Source organism: Halopseudomonas xiamenensis (genome assembly GCF_014219065.1).
GTDB classification, from domain to species: Bacteria; Pseudomonadota; Gammaproteobacteria; order Pseudomonadales; family Pseudomonadaceae; genus Halopseudomonas; species Halopseudomonas xiamenensis.
In genome coordinates this window covers 19,188-34,434 of the sequence record NZ_JACLGO010000037.1, presented here as the reverse complement: position 1 = coordinate 34,434, position 15,247 = coordinate 19,188, and the positions used below count along the sequence as shown (strand labels likewise).

The following is a 15,247-nucleotide window of genomic DNA, read 5'->3' as shown; positions in this document are numbered from 1 at the left end:
CTTGTGTTTGACGATCGGTTGATTTACAACATTCATGCGGGGTTACTCCTATGAGTGAGATGATTGGTCGCACAACCCTCAAACTCGGTAACCCCGTCCTTTTCAAGCCGAGTGTCAGATCAGATCGAAACTTCTACACCGCAGGTTATCCGGGCAAGCCTGACAGCCGGGACGGGGCGCCCCTTGTTCTCCCCCTTCCTGTGTAAATCCTCTTTTGAAAAGTGAGTTTGCAAGATGATTGTTTGCTTGGCTCAGCAGGCCCTGCTCCGGCTGGCAAGAGGCTTTCCCATCCTGCTCATCACTGGCTCTCAGCCCTCAGCGGATGCTTCCATCATCTGCAGCAGTTGTGTCATGGCGCTCATCAGATGGCCGGTCAGGACCTGGATGCTTGCCTGGATCTCGGCCAGCTCGAGCTGCTTGGCTTCCTGACTCTGGCTGGTGTCGGCCATTAGCTGCATGAGCTGCTGTTGCTTTTCACGCAGTTGCTGTTGCAGCTCCTGGATGTGCTCCATCAGGCGCTGAACTTCTTCGGGCAATTCGTAGTTGGAACTGGCGTCCTGGGTGCCGCCGGACTGACTTCCCTGACTGAGGGCGGACAGGGCACGGCCCAGGGAAGACAGGTCGACAGCATCGGTGGTGCCGGATAATTCGGGGCTGCTGCCCGCTGGAGCCGGGCTGACCGGGCTGGCTATTGCTGTCGGCAGCCTGGAGATGGGTGATGCAATAATCGGGTTCACGATATGCCTGCTGGTTGGCATCTTGTTGTCTGTCTATCGGCCAGTGGCCGGTATTCTTGAGTGGGTGCCGGTGAGTCTGATGGTCTTCACCGGACTGCTCGGGATGATGAACTGGTTATCCGGAAATGGGACCAGGTACAATTTTCTGATTGCCACCTTGCTAAAGCGCGAGTATGCCAGCGCAATGTCGCCATCATTACGCTGGGTGCGCTGCTATAATCCCAAATACTCCGCTATCAAGAACGCCTCACCCTTGCCCTCATACTTGCCGAAATAACTGACGGGCTCGCGGGCACCGTCTTCGATATAACCCACCTCGCAATCAATGCCATATTTCTCGGCCAGACTGTTGAACAGGTCCACTGGGAAATTGAGGTGAATGTTCTTCGTCACCGGCTGGCTGACTCCCAACTGCCAGTCTTCGCAATCGTCGCTCTCGCACTCGTTGATCAGGGTGACATTGTTGGCTGCATTGGCAGCAACATACGCCTGCAACGCCGCTTGCAGTTCCGGCAGGCTCTGCCTCAGCTTCTTCTCCCGTTTTTCTTCAAGGCGGTCGCAGGCGATCAGGAGGTATATGAGCATGTGAATCGTCCAGATTGGATTTTGTGGCTACTTTAGCACAGGGGCTCTGGTTTCCAGGGCCGGCAAAAAAGTAAGTATCGGGTCGGCTTTCTGTGCTTTGCACTCCTGGCTCGTCGCAATTCTGACTCTTTGAACTACGCTTGAGGGGTGCTGGGAGCCCACCAGATGAGGGGTGTCTTCATGTCCCGTTTATTCTTGCTGTTTGCTGCTGTGGTATTCAGTTCTGCTGTCTTTGCCATGCATTGCCCGCAGGATATGGCCAGGATCGATGCCATCCTGGAAAGCAACCCGCCAACCGATGAAGCGGTACTGGATCGGGTAGTGGCGTTGCGTGCGCAGGGAGAGGAGTTGCATGACGCTGGGCAACATGAGGAGTCGGTTGCCGTGTTGAGCGAGGCGCTTGGGTTGCTGGGTGAGGATCCTCACAGCCACTAGCCATGTAGCTCGGCATATGAGGGAGAGGATCTCCCCTCAATGCCGAGCTGTGGAGTTGGCCGGGTCACGCTCGGCCTTCCATGGTGTTATGCCTGCTGGGCATGCCAATTGACTGCTTACTGCTCAATAGCTCACCTCATGAGGAAATAATGATCCATTCCACACTTTTCTGCACATAAAAATGATTCATGCCAGGGCGACCTCATCAGTTGATGACGGCTTCTGATGAGCTGCATCAATTGATCTATCCGCCAATATGGTGAACCATCGTACTCAGCTGCATCTGCGTTTTGCGGAGGACTACAGGAGGTCTACCATGCCTATCAATGTTCCGGTGGAAGAATTCACTACCCCTGATCCGGTCACTGCGGACGAAAGCATGATGGTTGACGATTTGCGGCTCCTGATGGAGAAGCATGGTATTCGTCACTTGCCCATCGTTCGTGGCAGCACCGTAGTGGGTGTGGTCAGTGACCGTGATGTACGACTCTTTTCCGGCTTGAGCGCTGCGGAGAAGTTTCAGGTGCAGGCCTCCGATATCATGGCGGAGGAACCCTTGAGCGTGAACGCCGCTACGCCCCTGGATGAGGTGGCTTTCCTCATGTCTGAAAACAAGGTTGGCAGTGTGATCGTCAAGGATGAAGAGGGCGAGCTGCTGGGTATCTTTACGGCCACCGACGCCCTGAATGCGTTGATTGAAATAGTCCGTGAAGGTCGTGCAACAGGATCGGAGTAGGGGCTGGATCGGGTTTACAGACAAAGCAGAGGACGGTCGTTGGATCATGGCTAATGGAAAATCGAACGACCCGCTGCATGGGGTCACGCTTGAGCAGGTCGTCACCAGACTGGAAAGCCACTACGGCTGGGACGGCCTGGCTCAGCGGGTAGATATCAATTGTTTCAAGAAGGATCAGTCGGTCAAATCCTCCCTGAAATTCTTGCGTAAGACCCCGTGGGCAAGGGACAAGGTGGAGAAGCTATATGTAGCGACCTTTGATTAAGGCTCTCTTTATCATGATGCTGTTATTCAGGTGGTATCGCAGATGTGAGAGTGTGGGTCTCGCTATTGTTGTACGATCCGACCACGGTAGATCTTCACCACTTCATTGGATGTACTGGCTTGTGAGGCGGTTTGCGAGTTGCTGGTGAGCCTTTCACGCATCGTCTCTATCATTCCTTTCCCGGTTATCGCTGACTTTTGCTGTGGAAAAATGGTCAGTGTCAGCTCTGCGCCCAGTTTGCGCACATCTTCTTCTGCATTGGTCTCGCTGAGTTTGATCATCTGTTCGAATGCATCAGGCTCGCTCAGGTGTATGGTCACCCCCATGGTTTGCTTGAGGCGTCTGCGCAGAGTGACCATGCGATCCAGAGTGCTTCGGTTGAACCGGTCTTCGTCGATCATGCTCCCTCTCCTTCGGACGGGTACGGCGTCGTGGCTACTGGTTTCCAAGCAGATTATGTTCCAACTTCTCGTTTTGCCCGTTTTATACCGGCTGCGGCCATGGTGAATGGGGCTGTGTCGGTATTTATGGGGTGGGGATGCACCGCCGTGGTTCGTGCGAATACATTTGTTGGGCATTTGCGGAGCAGGGCGTGAGCATGACCCCGCAAGGCGGATCGTGGTACGAATATCGCATTGGATCGCCAGAAGACGGTCATCGCCAACGCCCAGTTCCTTCTGCAATGCTTGCATGCGCTCAATGCGTCTGGCAGCAGCGATTACCCGTGCTCCGGCGTCCAATAGCCCTGTTGTCGTTGTGGCACCTATGCCGGCGGAGGCACGGTGACCATCACAATCTTCTCACTCATCCAGCAGCATGCGGAACCCGCCATAGATCAAACGCTTGCCATCGAAGGGCATCGGGTTGCTCTCCGGTTGCAGGCGGGGATCCTGCATCACCTTGGCCATGCCTGCATCACGCGCTTCCCGGGAGGGCCATTCGATCCAGGAAAAGATCACGGCTTCATCGGGCTGGCGTTTCACGGCCATCGAGAAGGACGTGGTTTCGCCCTCGGGGACATCATCACCCCAGCATTCCGTTACCCGCAGTGCGCCATGCTCCTTGAACACCTGGGCGGCCAGGCGTGCGTGTTGGATATAGGCTTGCTGGTTGGCGCTGGGCACCGCTGCGACAAATCCATCGATGTAGTTCATGGTTGGACTCCTGTTTCGGTGTTTGGGACTGTTTCAGTCCTTGGGTGGTAGTTCCCGGACGGGCCGTACTTCGATGCTGCCCAGGCGCGCCGGAGGAATACGGCTGGCGAGCTGGAGGGCTTCGTCCAGGTCGTTGGCATCGAGCAGGTAGAAGCCGGCCAGCTGTTCCTTGGTTTCGGCAAAAGGGCCGTCGCTGATCAGCGTCTCCCCGTTGCGTACGCGGACCGTGGTGGCTGTCGTCACCGGTTGCAGTGGCTGGCCGGTGATGTACTTTCCTTCGGCGCACAGCCGTTCGACGCCAGCGATGCATTCCTGGTTCAGGTCATGCCACTGTTGCTCGGTCATGGCTTCGATGAGGCTTTCCTGGTAGTACACCAGGGCGACATATTTCATGGGGCGTTAACCTCCTCTGTGTTGAGGTTTTGGGAACAATGACCGGTGCCGTAACCGATCATCCAGTGGGTACCGAAGCGGTCGGTGGTCATGCCGAAGCGCTTGGCCCAGAAGGTTTCTTCGAAGGGCATGATGAGTTGACCGCCCTGTTGCAACTGATCGAACACCTCGGCGGCGCGTTCGAGGGTGTCGAATTCCAGGTGGACACAGCTACCCTGCATTGCCTGGTGGCAGTCGCCGGTCATGTCCGCTGCCATCAGGCGCCGGCCGCGAATGTTCAGCGAGGCGTGGATGATCCGGTCGGCCTGCTCGGCCGGCACTTCCGTTGCGGCGGGTGTCTGCGCATAGGGAATCATGGCTTCCAGAACGCCGCCGGTGACTTGCTGGTAGAAGGTCATGGCTTCACGGCAGTTACCGGGAAATGACAGGTGGATGTTCAGCTCCACTGGCAGCTGCATCTGGCGCTGATGCTTATCCATGAGCGCAGCATCCAGATTGAAATCGCTCAACTCGAAGTAGCGGCGCAACTCCAGGGTCGCGTTGCCATCGCTGTCCTCGTGTGGCCATTGCCTGGCCCAGTCGATGGCCTCTTCCAGGGAGTCCACTTCCAGTACCGAATAGCCGGCCAGTTGGTCCGAGGCGGGAGAGAAGGGCCCGCGGATAACGCTGGCCTCACCGTTGCGAAAGACGATACGACAACCTTCGCTGGTGGGCCTGACGCCATTGCCGAACAGGAAGACACCTGCCTGGATCATGCGCTCGTTGTAGCCGTGCATGGCCTGCAGTACCTCTGCCGTTGGCAGGGTGCCTTTCTCGGTTTCCTCGTCTGCTTTGCGCATCAACATGAATTTCATTGTGTCGCTCTCCTCTGCTGGGGTAGTTACCCTTGAGTCGTGCGGACAGGGGCCAGATCGACAGCGGTATCGATTTTTTTATGAAATTCTTATGGCGCTGGTCGGCTGGCGAGATGGTCATCGAGCAAGCGTAGCTGTCGCGTCAGAAAGCGCCGTTCCGGTTCCTGGGCCGTCAACGCCAGCGCTCGCTGGTACGCCATTCGGGCCGATTCGAGGTCGCCCGTGCGCCGCAGCAGGTCGGCACGAGCCGCGTGATACAAGTGGTAGCTGAGCACTTCCCTGGTGGAACTGAGTTGGTCCAGCAGACGCAGGCCCTCGCGGGGCGAGTCGCGCATGGCCACTGCCACTGCCCGGTTGAGGGCGACCACGGCGGAAGGGTGCTGCTGGTGCAGGGCGTCGTAGAGCAGAACGATCCGCTTCCAGTTGGTGTCGTCGGCATGCTGGGCAGTGGCATGTTCCGCCGCGATCGAGGCTTGCAGTGTGTAGGGGGCGACAGGGGTGAGTTGTAGCGCCTGGGCCAGCCAGTCGAGACCGAGGCGGATATCCGCCTGATGCCAGAGGTTGCGGTCCTGGTGTTCCAGCGTGACCAATTCGCCGCACTGGTCCTGGCGAGCATCGCGGCGCGAGTGCTGCAGGTACATCAGGGCAGTGAGCCCGAACACCTCTCCATCGGGCAGCAGCCGGGCGAGGGATTCGGTCAGCCGGATAGCCTCGCTCGCGAGGCTGACATCGAGGACATGCTGCCCGTCGCTGCGAGAGTAGCCCTCATTGAAGACCAGGTAGATCACCTTGAGCACATCGGGGAGCCGTTGCGGCAACTCGTGGCTGTCCGGCACCTTGTAGGGAATGCCGGCGTCACGAATCTTGCGTTTGGCACGAACAATGCGTTGCGCCACGGTGCCGGGCCTCTGCAGTAGGGCGCGAGCGATCTGCTCGGTGGTGAGGCCGCACATTTCCCGCAGGGTCAGCGCTACCCGCACATCCATGGCCAGCGCTGGATGACAACAGGTGAACAGCAATCGCAGCAGGTCGTCATCAATGGGAGTCTCATCGGCTTCCTCCGTGGAGGGTTCGTCGTGCTCCACCAGATGGGCATGACGCCGCGCGGTCTGGTTACGGCGGATCTGGTCGATACCGCGCCGCTGACCGGTGCTGATCAGCCATGCGGCAGGGTTGTCGGGAATGCCTTCCTGTGGCCATTGGTGCAGGGCTGCGACGAAGGCTTCCTGCAGAGACTCCTCGGCCAGGCTGAAGTCGTTGAGCAACCGGATCAGCGTTGCGAGAACTCGGCGAGAATGATCCTGATAGATCTGCTCGATATGTGCTGGAGAAGCGGGCATGGCATTCATAATGGTTGGCTCGATCGTCGTGAACTCGGATTCGGCGACGCTTGCAGTGAACATTGAGCCTATATTGATCTGGAGCCCTTTGCTATCGGAGCCGTAATGACCAGAAAACCATCCGAAGCCGAACAACGAGCCATACTCGCCCGGCTCGATAGATTCAGCCGTTTCACCGACAATAGCATCGGTCTGCCTTTCACTCGATTCAAGATTGGTGTGGAGCCGCTCATTGGCCTGGTGCCGGGTATCGGTGATGTGATCGGGTTGCTGATGTCAGGCTATGTGTTGATCGAGGCCCAGCGAGCAGGGGCTAGCAAGGAGGTGAAGCGGCGCATGCTGCGTAATATCGGGATCGACTTTGTCGGTGGCCTGGTGCCGGTTGTGGGGGATGCCTTCGATGCCGTCTACAAGGCCAATACGCGCAATACCCGTTTGCTGCGAAATTATCTGAACGAACAACTCGCAGTAGAGCCGCCCCCGCGATCCTTTCCCTGGAAGATATTGATCGGATTGTCTGTTCTGTTTGCCGCGATCATTGGTGGCTTGCTGCTTGTTCTGTGAGGGTGCAGGCTCGTTCCAATCTCGCGCGCATGAAATACGCCCTCGCTTATTCGGCATTTGATCTATGCTTTTCTCCGACCCAAGCGGTCATATCCAATAAAAATAATATCAGGCTGGCGAAGGCGTGCTGGCCGAGGAGAAACACATGCATGCTCCACTCTCCATCCATCCTCTGGTAATCGGTATGGTGTCAGCGCTGGCACTAAGCGGATGTCTCGGGGGAGGTGGTGGTTCGTCCAGCTCATCATCGGCACAGATTGAAGATGTGCGCTCCCTGTCCAACGACCCTGCCTTGATATCAGGCGGCGATGTGCTGGTCGAGGTGCAGTTGGCGAATTCCAACGAGGCTGATGATGTTGTGGTTGAACTCAACGGTGACGATGTAACCGATGCCTTTGCACTTCGAGCTGATAACCGTTTCGTTGGCCTGGTATCGGGTCTTGATGTGGGCGAAAACACCATCTCGGCTCACTCGAGAAAGCGGCCATCCCGGTCGATGGATCTGGTGGTTACCAACCACCCGGCTAGCGGTCCGATCTTTTCCGGCCCGCAGCTGGAACCCTGGATCTGTGCCCAGCCGTCGGCTGCCAGTGTAACCGTGACCAACCCCAGTAATGGCCAAAGTGCCAGCGCTCAATCGCGCGCCAGCGGCCTATCTGACAGCCCTGATTCAAACTGCGGCATCGAGCGGGAAGTCAGCTATTTCTACCAACCGACCAACTTCGCTGCTGATTGCGAGTTCGATGTTTCGGCGGACAATAGCTGCTTCCTTCCTTACGATACGGAGAACCCGCCAGCGGATGGCCAGATTGCCCGCTTTACCAATGATCGAGGCGATACCGTACGCAGCATCCTCGCGCTGGAGCGGGGCACGCTGAATCGCGGTATGTATGCGATCTCGGTCTTTCATGACCCGGGACAACCGCATCACCCCGCCGATCCGCAAAAGGGTTGGAACAACAAGCTGGTATTTACCTTCGGCGGTGGCTCTGGAGGTAGCCGATTCCAGACTCCTGCGAATGCGCCTTTCTTCAGCGAGGAGGCATTGCGCAAGGGCTACATGCTGGCGACCTCGAGTCTGAACGATCATGGCACTAATGCCAACCATGCGCTGGGTGCCGAGACGCTGATGATGCTCAAGGAGCACATCGTGGAGAGCTGGGGGCCGATCCGCTACAGCGTAGGAACCGGCGGGTCGGGTGGAGCCATTGTGCAGTTGACCATGGCCTCTTCCTATCCCGGCCTGCTTGATGGCTTGATCCCCTCGGTAACCTATGCGGACGCGCTGACCAATGGCATTGAGATATCCGATTGCGGAATATTCAATGCAACGGGTGGCTACATTGAAATGGTGCCCCCCGCGGAGCAACAAGGCTTGACGCTAGCCTTTACTGGTCATTCGAGCCTATATCACTGTTCAAGCTGGAACTGGGCCTTTCTCCCTTCGGGCAACCCTGCCAATGCAAGCAATTGTGGGGCCGGTTTTCCCGCTGAGTTGGTGTTTCATCCGACCAATAATCCGGGAGGGATTCGTTGCTCCCATCCCGAGCACAATGTAAACCTGCTGGGCAGCCGTGCCTATCCTGACGGCGTGACCAGGGCGAATCAGCCGCTGGACAACCAGGGCGTGCAATACGGACTGCGAGCGCTGCAGGGCGGCATCATTACACCGGAGCGCTTTGTGCATATGAACGAGAACATCGGTTACTTTGATCCTGACCAGAATCTCATTGCCGGACCGGAACGGCGTGTTGCGATGCCCGCGGATCTTGAGCGTGCCTATGTTGCAGGTATGGTCACGGATGGTCGTTACCTGGCCAACGTGCCGATCATCGATGTCCGCTACAACGAACCCGCGGTTGATATTCATCTGAATTGGCGAGCCAAGTCCGTACGTGACCGTCTGCTCAAGGCTAACGGTCATCATGATAACCAGTTGATCTGGGCATTCGATCAGAATGGGGTACCGGCGCCGAATACGGCAGCGTTTATTGTCATGGATGAATGGTTGAGTGCTATTGAGGGGGACGACTCTGAGCAAACGCTGGCTGAGAAGGTGATTGCCAATAAGCCTGGCGCAGCGAAGGACCAGTGCCTTGTTGGTGACGGTGACGGCGGGGTAGAGGATGTAGGGCTGGATACGGAAGCCTGCCCGGTCAAATTCGGACAGTCTCCGCGGCAGATAGCGGGCGGGCCTGTGGCCGAAGACATTCTCAAGTGTCAGCTCAAGCCGTTGGATTTTGCCAGTGCCGACTATGAGGCGAGTGTCACCGGCGAGCCGATCGTGTTTAGCATCGACCAGCAGAATCGCTTGCGTGACGTCTTTGCGGATGGGGTATGTGATTGGAGTAAGGCCGGTGTTGGGCAACAGCCGAACCCGGGTTGGATGAGCTTCGCGGAGGGACCGGATGCGGTACCGCTGGAGCTGAGCTGGTTCGAGCGCCCTTGAGCCAGGCGCCTCGCCACCAGTGTCTGAACTGGTGGCGGGGGCTCAGCCGAGACCATCACGGCTTACGCTCAGATATTGCGCCAGTACCTAATCAACCAGCTCGATCCCGAGGCTGTCCAGCAGGATCAAGGCTTCCACGCGGGAGAATCTTGCCTTGGTGATCCTGTTCACCAGCACGTCAATGGTGAAATCCGTCGAGCCACTGAAATCGACCTTGCTCAAGTCGGTGCGCATAAATACGCTGTTGTTGAACTCGCAATCACGCATCGCAGATCCGGAAAAATTGCCTTCGCGAAAGTCCACGTCGTGCAGCCTGCAATCCTGCAATTGCAGCCCGTGCAGTGTCAGTCCGAAGAAGCTGGAGTCATTCAGTATGCAGCTTCTGAATGCCAACCCTGGCTCCAGGTCGAAGGACGGCCAATGGGCTCTGGTCCAGTCCACTCCCACCAGCTTGCATTCAATAAACTCCGCGGTGGAAAAGCGTGATTGAGAAATGACCATCAGGCTCAGGTTACAACGTTTGAAAGTACAGTCGACGAACTTGCAGCGAGTCAGAATAGTGGCAGAAAGGTCGCAATCGCTGAACTCGCATTCCTCGAAGACGGATTCCCTGATCTCGGTTGACGAGAGGTCCTGCCGATCAAACATTTGATCAAAATACTGCTGGTTACTTGCGATATCGTTCACGACAGCCTCAACTCATGTGGCCCAGCCACTGTGCTTGAATAACAGCTTCGCGTGTTGGCGCCTCGCTGCGGTGTTCGCAATATGGGGTAATCGGCCAGGCTGTGGCAACGTCCGTATCGGTTAGGGGCGGTGACTGGCACTGAAGCCCGGTCGGTCAAGCCATGCAGAGTGGTCGGGATTGCTGGCGCGTTTCTACTTCATGATCAGCGCAGTGGCCTGAGTGATCTGCTCACTGCTCATGTCCAGGTCCTTGAACAGCTGTATCAAGGCATTGTAGGCGTTCATCAGGGCGCCGGAGAGGGTGCCGATGCTCGCCTGAATCCCCGCCAGTGCGAGCTTCCTGGCTTCCTCGTCCAGCGCCGTGTCAGTCATGACCTCCATCAGTTGCTGTTGTTGCTCCTGCAGTTGTTGTTTCAACTCACGAATGAGCTTGAGCAGGCGCTGGACTTCGGCGGGCAGGTCACTGTCATTGATATCGCTGTGCTTGCCATCGCTCTGGCTGGTTTTCATCTGGGAGGCGAGGGTCCGGCCCAGCGCCGATATGTCGATTGTATCGGCCTGGCTGGAGGTGGAGCTATTATCGTTCGGCGGGACAGGGACGTGCGTCTGCCCAGCCTGGGTAGGGGACTGCGCGGGGACGGTTACTCTGACCGCGTGGGCGATAAGGTTCATGGTTTGGCTTGCTGTGTGGTTGCACCTTGCCACTATATCGGCAGTTGGCTGGCACTCTTGAGGGCGGCGGCGGGCAAGGATTTCGTCTGCCTCGCTTGGATGCTCCATCGCCGTGCATAAATCCGGCGAATAGTCGAAGACAGGCCGCGGTAAAGGTTCTAGATTGTGGATTCCCGACGCTCGGGCGATGTGGTCAAGGCCGGCATCGCGTCGACAGGCGCCCCATGGACAACAACAAGAGAACCGACCATGCAGCCCAATCAGCAAGCGCCCTATGCCTGGCGCATTCTGTTCCTGCTGTTCCTCGCCAATCTGTTCAATTTCTTCGACCGTACCATTCCGGCCATCATCATCGAGCCGATCCGCATGGAGTGGGGGCTGAGCGATCTGCAGCTGGGTCTGGTCGGCACCGCCTTCACCATTGTCTATGCCCTGGCCGGATTGCCGCTGGGGCGCATGGCTGATACGGGTGCGCGGCGCAAGATCATGGGTTGGGGCCTGGCGGTGTGGAGTGGGCTGACGGCGCTCAACGGTCTGGCCTGGAACTTCTGGAGCTTCCTGCTGATCCGCATGGGTGTGGGTATCGGTGAGGCCAGTTACGCGCCGGCGGCCAACTCGCTGATCGGCGATCTGTTTCCTGCGCACAAGCGGGCGCGAGCCATGGGGATCTTCATGCTGGGGCTGCCGCTGGGGCTGTTGCTGGCGTTCTTCACCATCGGTGCCATGGTCCAGGCGTTCGACAGCTGGCGTGCGCCTTTTCTTATCGCTGCGGTGCCGGGGCTGATCCTGGCGCTGTTCCTGTTCTTCATTCGTGAGCCGGCACGCGGTGGCGCGGATGGCATGAAGGTCAGTACCACACCGGTGGACAAGCCCCTGCGCAAGGTGCTGCAGATCCGTACCTTCTGGTGGTTGGTATTGGCCGGGCTGGCCTTCAACTTCGCTTCCTATGCCTGCAACTCCTTCATGGTGCCGATGCTGCAGCGTTACTTCGGGCTGGGGCTGCAGAATGCAGCCATGGCGACTGGGGTGATCGTCGGTGTCACCGGGCTGTTCGGCCTGACCCTGGGTGGCTGGCTGGCGGACAAGATTCATCAGCGCTGGGCCAACGGTCGTTTGCTGTTCGCTGCCTTCAGCATGTTGGTCGCCTGTGTCTGCACCGCCTGGGCGCTGAGCGCCGGCCGTATCGATACCGCGGTATTCGTCGGCGTGTTCAGTATTGGCTGGTTGTTCTCCTACAACTTCTACACCTGCGTCTACACGGCGATCCAGGATGTGGTCGAGCCGCGCCTGCGGGCGACGGCCATGGCGCTGTTCTTTGCCGGCCTGTACCTGCTTGGCGGTGGTCTCGGGCCGCTGGTGGTGGGCTGGTGGTCCGATCGCTCAGCCCAGGCGGCCATGCATGCCGCGGGCGCTACTGAAATGACCGAGACGTTCAAGGCCGTCGGCTTGCACGATGCCATGTTGCTGATCCCGGTGGCATTGTTCCTCACCTTGCTGGCGCTGCTGCAGGCCGCGCGTTGCTTCCGTCAGGATGCGCTGCGCATGCGTGACGGCCTGGAGCAGATGGTGCCGGCTTGAGAGCGACTGAGTGTCCGCCTCGCGCCGGGGCGGCGCTCACAAGGCTGCTTGCTGCCTGCCATCCCGGCACTCGAACCAGACTGCCTGGCACCATGGAGTCTCCCACAGGAGTGGGGACTGGAGTGGGAGCGGCGCCCCGCCGCGATTGACCAGGCGCTCTGCTCCCACAGGGGGAAGGCCTTTCAGCGGTTGTCCATGCCTCGCTGGCTCAACTGCTCCTGAACCATCTGTTCGAGCTTGCCGCTCAGGCGCTTGCGCAATTCCGCTTCGATCACCGGCAGTATCTCGTCGATCACATCCTGCATCACCAGCTGTGCTTCGGCCTGCAGCCGGGCTTCCATACGTACTTCGCGGGCGCCGGTGTGCAGGCCGGTGAGTGACTGCTGGGCGGTTTGCTGGAGTATGCGTTCGAGCTGGACCCGTTCACCGGCCAGACGTGCCAGGGACTCATAGGGCAGGAAGGGGTTGGGAGACTTGTTGCCGGCCAGTGTTGCTGATGCTGCAGGCGGCTTGTCGCTGCCGGAGCTGATGATGTCCTGCAACAGGGGAATGTCGAGCTGATGGTCTGTGGGTGGGTCGTCATCCAGCAGTGTGCGGATGGACTCCAGGTCCTTCAGCAAGCGAGACGGGTCCGTTGGTTCGCGCTGCTTCATACTTCATCCTGCTGTCCGTATCTGATGAGTTTTCAGAGGATAGCCCCGTTTGCGATAAAAACGAAATCGTTCGCGGGCCGGCGTCAGGATAGGGTCATGCTCGACCAGTATTTCCGCCAGACGGTTGAAGCGGCTGAAGAAGTCGGGGGTGTCGTTACTGAGATTGATCAACAGGTCGTGGTGCGGAGTCGGGTCATCCCCCCAGCCACAGACTACGGCCTCGGCCGGCTGGTCGGGGTGCAGAGCGTGGGGCAGGAAGCTGTCGGCGCGGAATGACCACAGCAGCTCGTCGAGCTGTTCGGCCTCGGCCTCGCTGGCACAATGCAGATACACATGGCGGTTCTGCTCCCAGGCCTTGTATGCCAGGCGGCAGGCGAACTGCAGCCGGGCCTGGGTCTGGTTGCTGTTGAGAACGTAGAAGTCGATTCTGGTCATGAGTTTTTGATAAAGCACCCCATAATCCCGTCATTCTCCGCGAAGGCGGAGAATCCAGGAGCGGCATAGAAGTCAGCCTGTTCGATGGATCCTCTGCCTTCGCAGAGGATGACGGTGTAGAGACTCACAGGGCATGGCGCGTGCCATTCAGCCCTGAACCTGATTCAACAGATACTGGGTCAGCAACGGCACTGGCCGACCGGTGGCCCCTTTCTCCTTGCCGCCACTGATCCAGGCAGTGCCGGCGATATCCAGGTGCGCCCAGGGGTAGGCCTTGGTGAACCGGGACAGGAAGCAGGCGGCGGTGATGGTACCGGCCTTGGGGCCGCCGATGTTGGCGATGTCGGCGAAGGGGCTGTCGAGCTGCTCCTGGTATTCGTCGAACAGCGGCAGTTGCCAGCCGCGGTCGTCGGCCTGCTTGCCGGCATCCAGCAGTTGCTCGATGAGCTGGTCATTATTGCCCATCACGCCGGTGGTGTGGCTGCCCAGGGCGACGATGCAGGCGCCGGTGAGGGTGGCGATATCCACCACGCTGGCCGGGTTGAAGCGCTCGGCGTAGGTCAGTGCATCGCACAGCACCAGGCGGCCCTCGGCGTCGGTGTTGAGAATCTCGATGGTCTGGCCGGACATGCTGGTAACGATATCGCCGGGCTTGGTGGCGGTGCCGCTGGGCATGTTCTCGGCGGAGGCGATGAGCACGGTCAGGTTGATCGGCAGCTGCAGGCTGACGACTGCCTTGAACACGCCGAGCACGGTGGCGGCGCCGCACATGTCGTACTTCATCTCATCCATGCTGGCGCCGGGCTTGAGGCTGATGCCGCCGGTGTCGAAGGTGATGCCCTTGCCGACCAGTACGTGGGGCTTGGCCTTGGCCTCGGTACCCTGGTAGCTGAGACGGATCAGCTTGGCCGGCTCGGCGCTGCCGGCGCTGACGGCGAGCAGCGAGCCCATGCCCAGCGCCTTCATGTCCTTCTCGTCCAGCACTTCCGCCTCGATGCCCTTGAACTGCTTGGCCAGGGCCTTGGCTTCCTTGGCCAGGTAGGTCGGGGTGCACACATTGCCGGGCAGGTTGCCGAGGTCGCGGGTCAGGTCGGTACCGTCGCTGATCGCCTGGCCATGGGCGATGGCCCGCTTGAGCGCGTCGGCATCGGCCTTGTCGGCGGACCACAGGGTGCATTTCTTCAGGCGCGGCTTGTCGGCCTTCTTGCTCTTGAACTGGTCGAACTGGTACAGGCTTTCGCGCACGGTCTCCACCAGCAGGCGGCTGCGCGCATACAGGTCGCGGTTCTTGACCGGCAGTTCGGCCAGTGCCAACACGGCATCGGTAGCACCGCCGTTCTTCAGCGTGGCGACCACTTTCTGCGCCAGCTTGCGCCAGTCACGATCGCTGATGTCGCCAGCCTTGCCGGTGCCGACCAGCAGCACGCGCTGGGCGCTGATACCCGGCAGGGCGAACAGCATCAGGCTCTGCCCGGACTTGCCGGTGATGTCGCCACGCTTGACCGCGGCGCTGATCTGACCGCCGCAGATGCCATCGAGATGGGCGGCGCTGCCGCTGAGAGTGCGTGCTTCGTTGATGCCGACCACCAGACAACCGGTTTTAATGGTTTCCAGTGCGCCGTGTTTGACGTTGAACTCCATGGTGCTCCCCAAGACAAATCGTGTGGTTTGACCGATAATACTGCCCATTATGACCGGCATGGCATGACC

At 58.9% G+C, this 15,247-nt stretch carries 18 protein-coding genes and 1 pseudogene; 6 read left to right on the top strand and 13 right to left on the bottom strand.

The features are described 5' to 3' along the window. Window positions 1–308: 308 nt before the first annotated feature. On the bottom strand, window positions 309–737 hold the full coding sequence (locus tag H6X51_RS18295; protein ID WP_185268913.1) for a hypothetical protein: 429 nt from the start codon (window positions 735–737) through the stop codon (window positions 309–311). 213 nt (window positions 738–950) lie between these two features. Continuing rightward, a complete protein-coding gene (locus H6X51_RS18290; protein ID WP_185268912.1) occupies window positions 951–1,322 on the bottom strand; it encodes a hypothetical protein in 372 nt (123 codons plus the stop codon). Between the two features lie 180 nt (window positions 1,323–1,502). Between H6X51_RS18290 and H6X51_RS18285 the strand changes: the two genes are divergently transcribed. The 3 genes from H6X51_RS18285 (at window position 1,503) to H6X51_RS18275 (ending at window position 2,758) form a co-directional block, all read left to right on the top strand. Beyond that, window positions 1,503–1,757, top strand: coding sequence for a hypothetical protein (locus H6X51_RS18285; protein ID WP_185268911.1), 255 nt, complete (start codon window positions 1,503–1,505; stop codon window positions 1,755–1,757). A gap of 316 nt (window positions 1,758–2,073) precedes the next feature. Beyond that, entirely contained in the window at window positions 2,074–2,493 is a 420-nt protein-coding gene (locus H6X51_RS18280; RefSeq protein WP_185268910.1) for a CBS domain-containing protein, read from the top strand. Window positions 2,494–2,539: 46 nt separating this feature from the next. Next, window positions 2,540–2,758 (top strand): VF530 family protein, encoded by a 219-nt coding sequence (locus tag H6X51_RS18275; RefSeq protein WP_185268909.1) that lies wholly within the window; start codon window positions 2,540–2,542, stop codon window positions 2,756–2,758. Between the two features lie 62 nt (window positions 2,759–2,820). Here the strand turns inward: H6X51_RS18275 and H6X51_RS20140 are convergent, their stop codons facing one another. The 6 genes and pseudogenes from H6X51_RS20140 to H6X51_RS18250 form a co-directional block, all read right to left on the bottom strand. Continuing rightward, window positions 2,821–3,159 carry a hypothetical protein gene (locus tag H6X51_RS20140; RefSeq protein WP_235991402.1) on the bottom strand — a complete coding sequence of 113 codons (339 nt, stop codon included), beginning with the start codon at window positions 3,157–3,159 and terminating at the stop codon, window positions 2,821–2,823. Between the two features lie 231 nt (window positions 3,160–3,390). Continuing rightward, window positions 3,391–3,525: pseudogene (locus H6X51_RS20440) on the bottom strand (hypothetical protein); the annotation flags it as partial. Window positions 3,526–3,558: 33 nt separating this feature from the next. Further along, window positions 3,559–3,912: a DUF1428 domain-containing protein gene (locus tag H6X51_RS18265; RefSeq protein WP_185268907.1), complete on the bottom strand. Its 354-nt coding sequence runs from the start codon at window positions 3,910–3,912 to the stop codon at window positions 3,559–3,561. A gap of 33 nt (window positions 3,913–3,945) precedes the next feature. After that, the gene (locus tag H6X51_RS18260) at window positions 3,946–4,305 is read right to left on the bottom strand and encodes a YciI family protein (protein ID WP_185268906.1); all 360 of its coding nucleotides are present in this window, start codon (window positions 4,303–4,305) and stop codon (window positions 3,946–3,948) included. Further along, the gene (locus H6X51_RS18255) at window positions 4,302–5,159 is read right to left on the bottom strand and encodes a YciI family protein (protein WP_185268905.1); all 858 of its coding nucleotides are present in this window, start codon (window positions 5,157–5,159) and stop codon (window positions 4,302–4,304) included. The genes H6X51_RS18260 and H6X51_RS18255 overlap by 4 nt, the downstream gene beginning before the upstream one ends. 89 nt (window positions 5,160–5,248) lie before the next feature. Beyond that, window positions 5,249–6,508, bottom strand: a complete 1,260-nt coding sequence (locus H6X51_RS18250) for an RNA polymerase sigma factor (protein ID WP_221627417.1) — start codon at window positions 6,506–6,508, stop codon at window positions 5,249–5,251. A gap of 96 nt (window positions 6,509–6,604) precedes the next feature. On the opposite strand from H6X51_RS18250, the gene H6X51_RS18245 reads away from it, so the two are divergent. Together H6X51_RS18245 and H6X51_RS18240 are read left to right on the top strand one after the other, a co-directional pair. Beyond that, window positions 6,605–7,063, top strand: coding sequence for a DUF4112 domain-containing protein (locus tag H6X51_RS18245; RefSeq protein ID WP_185268903.1), 459 nt, complete (start codon window positions 6,605–6,607; stop codon window positions 7,061–7,063). Window positions 7,064–7,208: 145 nt separating this feature from the next. Beyond that, window positions 7,209–9,512, top strand: a complete 2,304-nt coding sequence (locus H6X51_RS18240) for a DUF6351 family protein (RefSeq protein WP_185268902.1) — start codon at window positions 7,209–7,211, stop codon at window positions 9,510–9,512. Window positions 9,513–9,599: 87 nt separating this feature from the next. Here H6X51_RS18240 and H6X51_RS18235 read toward each other — a convergent pair whose 3' ends face one another. Together H6X51_RS18235 and H6X51_RS18230 are read right to left on the bottom strand one after the other, a co-directional pair. After that, window positions 9,600–10,199 (bottom strand): pentapeptide repeat-containing protein, encoded by a 600-nt coding sequence (locus H6X51_RS18235; protein WP_185268901.1) that lies wholly within the window; start codon window positions 10,197–10,199, stop codon window positions 9,600–9,602. Window positions 10,200–10,391: 192 nt separating this feature from the next. Beyond that, window positions 10,392–10,709, bottom strand: coding sequence for a hypothetical protein (locus H6X51_RS18230; RefSeq protein WP_185268900.1), 318 nt, complete (start codon window positions 10,707–10,709; stop codon window positions 10,392–10,394). Window positions 10,710–11,120: 411 nt separating this feature from the next. Here H6X51_RS18230 and H6X51_RS18225 point away from each other — a divergent pair, with 411 nt between their 5' ends. Then, window positions 11,121–12,449, top strand: a complete 1,329-nt coding sequence (locus tag H6X51_RS18225; protein WP_185268899.1) for a spinster family MFS transporter — start codon at window positions 11,121–11,123, stop codon at window positions 12,447–12,449. Window positions 12,450–12,631: 182 nt separating this feature from the next. Here the strand turns inward: H6X51_RS18225 and H6X51_RS18220 are convergent, their stop codons facing one another. The 3 genes from H6X51_RS18220 to H6X51_RS18210 all read right to left on the bottom strand — a co-directional run bounded on the left by H6X51_RS18220 (window position 12,632) and on the right by H6X51_RS18210 (window position 15,178). Beyond that, on the bottom strand, window positions 12,632–13,102 hold the full coding sequence (locus H6X51_RS18220) for a hypothetical protein (protein ID WP_185268898.1): 471 nt from the start codon (window positions 13,100–13,102) through the stop codon (window positions 12,632–12,634). 3 nt (window positions 13,103–13,105) lie between these two features. Further along, window positions 13,106–13,537 carry a DNA polymerase III subunit chi gene (locus H6X51_RS18215; protein WP_185268897.1) on the bottom strand — a complete coding sequence of 144 codons (432 nt, stop codon included), beginning with the start codon at window positions 13,535–13,537 and terminating at the stop codon, window positions 13,106–13,108. 147 nt (window positions 13,538–13,684) lie between these two features. After that, window positions 13,685–15,178, bottom strand: a complete 1,494-nt coding sequence (locus tag H6X51_RS18210; protein ID WP_185268896.1) for a leucyl aminopeptidase — start codon at window positions 15,176–15,178, stop codon at window positions 13,685–13,687. Window positions 15,179–15,247: the final 69 nt, after the last annotated feature.

Excerpts from the sequence above, each read along its gene's own strand:
- H6X51_RS18265 (WP_185268907.1), bottom strand. The coding sequence starts at position 3,912 with ATGAACTACATCGATGGATTTGTCGCAGCGGTGCCCAGCGCCAACCAG.
- H6X51_RS18260 (WP_185268906.1), bottom strand. The coding sequence starts at position 4,305 with ATGAAATATGTCGCCCTGGTGTACTACCAGGAAAGCCTCATCGAAGCC.
- H6X51_RS18275 (WP_185268909.1), top strand. The coding sequence starts at position 2,540 with ATGGCTAATGGAAAATCGAACGACCCGCTGCATGGGGTCACGCTTGAG.
- H6X51_RS20140 (WP_235991402.1), bottom strand. The coding sequence starts at position 3,159 with ATGATCGACGAAGACCGGTTCAACCGAAGCACTCTGGATCGCATGGTC.
- H6X51_RS18250 (WP_221627417.1), bottom strand. The coding sequence starts at position 6,508 with ATGAATGCCATGCCCGCTTCTCCAGCACATATCGAGCAGATCTATCAG.
- H6X51_RS18220 (WP_185268898.1), bottom strand. The coding sequence starts at position 13,102 with ATGAAGCAGCGCGAACCAACGGACCCGTCTCGCTTGCTGAAGGACCTG.
- H6X51_RS18280 (WP_185268910.1), top strand. The coding sequence starts at position 2,074 with ATGCCTATCAATGTTCCGGTGGAAGAATTCACTACCCCTGATCCGGTC.
- H6X51_RS18285 (WP_185268911.1), top strand. The coding sequence starts at position 1,503 with ATGTCCCGTTTATTCTTGCTGTTTGCTGCTGTGGTATTCAGTTCTGCT.
- H6X51_RS18215 (WP_185268897.1), bottom strand. The coding sequence starts at position 13,537 with ATGACCAGAATCGACTTCTACGTTCTCAACAGCAACCAGACCCAGGCC.
- H6X51_RS18255 (WP_185268905.1), bottom strand. The coding sequence starts at position 5,159 with ATGAAATTCATGTTGATGCGCAAAGCAGACGAGGAAACCGAGAAAGGC.
- H6X51_RS18290 (WP_185268912.1), bottom strand. The coding sequence starts at position 1,322 with ATGCTCATATACCTCCTGATCGCCTGCGACCGCCTTGAAGAAAAACGG.
- H6X51_RS18225 (WP_185268899.1), top strand. The coding sequence starts at position 11,121 with ATGCAGCCCAATCAGCAAGCGCCCTATGCCTGGCGCATTCTGTTCCTG.
- H6X51_RS18210 (WP_185268896.1), bottom strand. The coding sequence starts at position 15,178 with ATGGAGTTCAACGTCAAACACGGCGCACTGGAAACCATTAAAACCGGT.
- H6X51_RS18230 (WP_185268900.1), bottom strand. The coding sequence starts at position 10,709 with ATGAAAACCAGCCAGAGCGATGGCAAGCACAGCGATATCAATGACAGT.
- H6X51_RS18240 (WP_185268902.1), top strand. The coding sequence starts at position 7,209 with ATGCATGCTCCACTCTCCATCCATCCTCTGGTAATCGGTATGGTGTCA.
- H6X51_RS18245 (WP_185268903.1), top strand. The coding sequence starts at position 6,605 with ATGACCAGAAAACCATCCGAAGCCGAACAACGAGCCATACTCGCCCGG.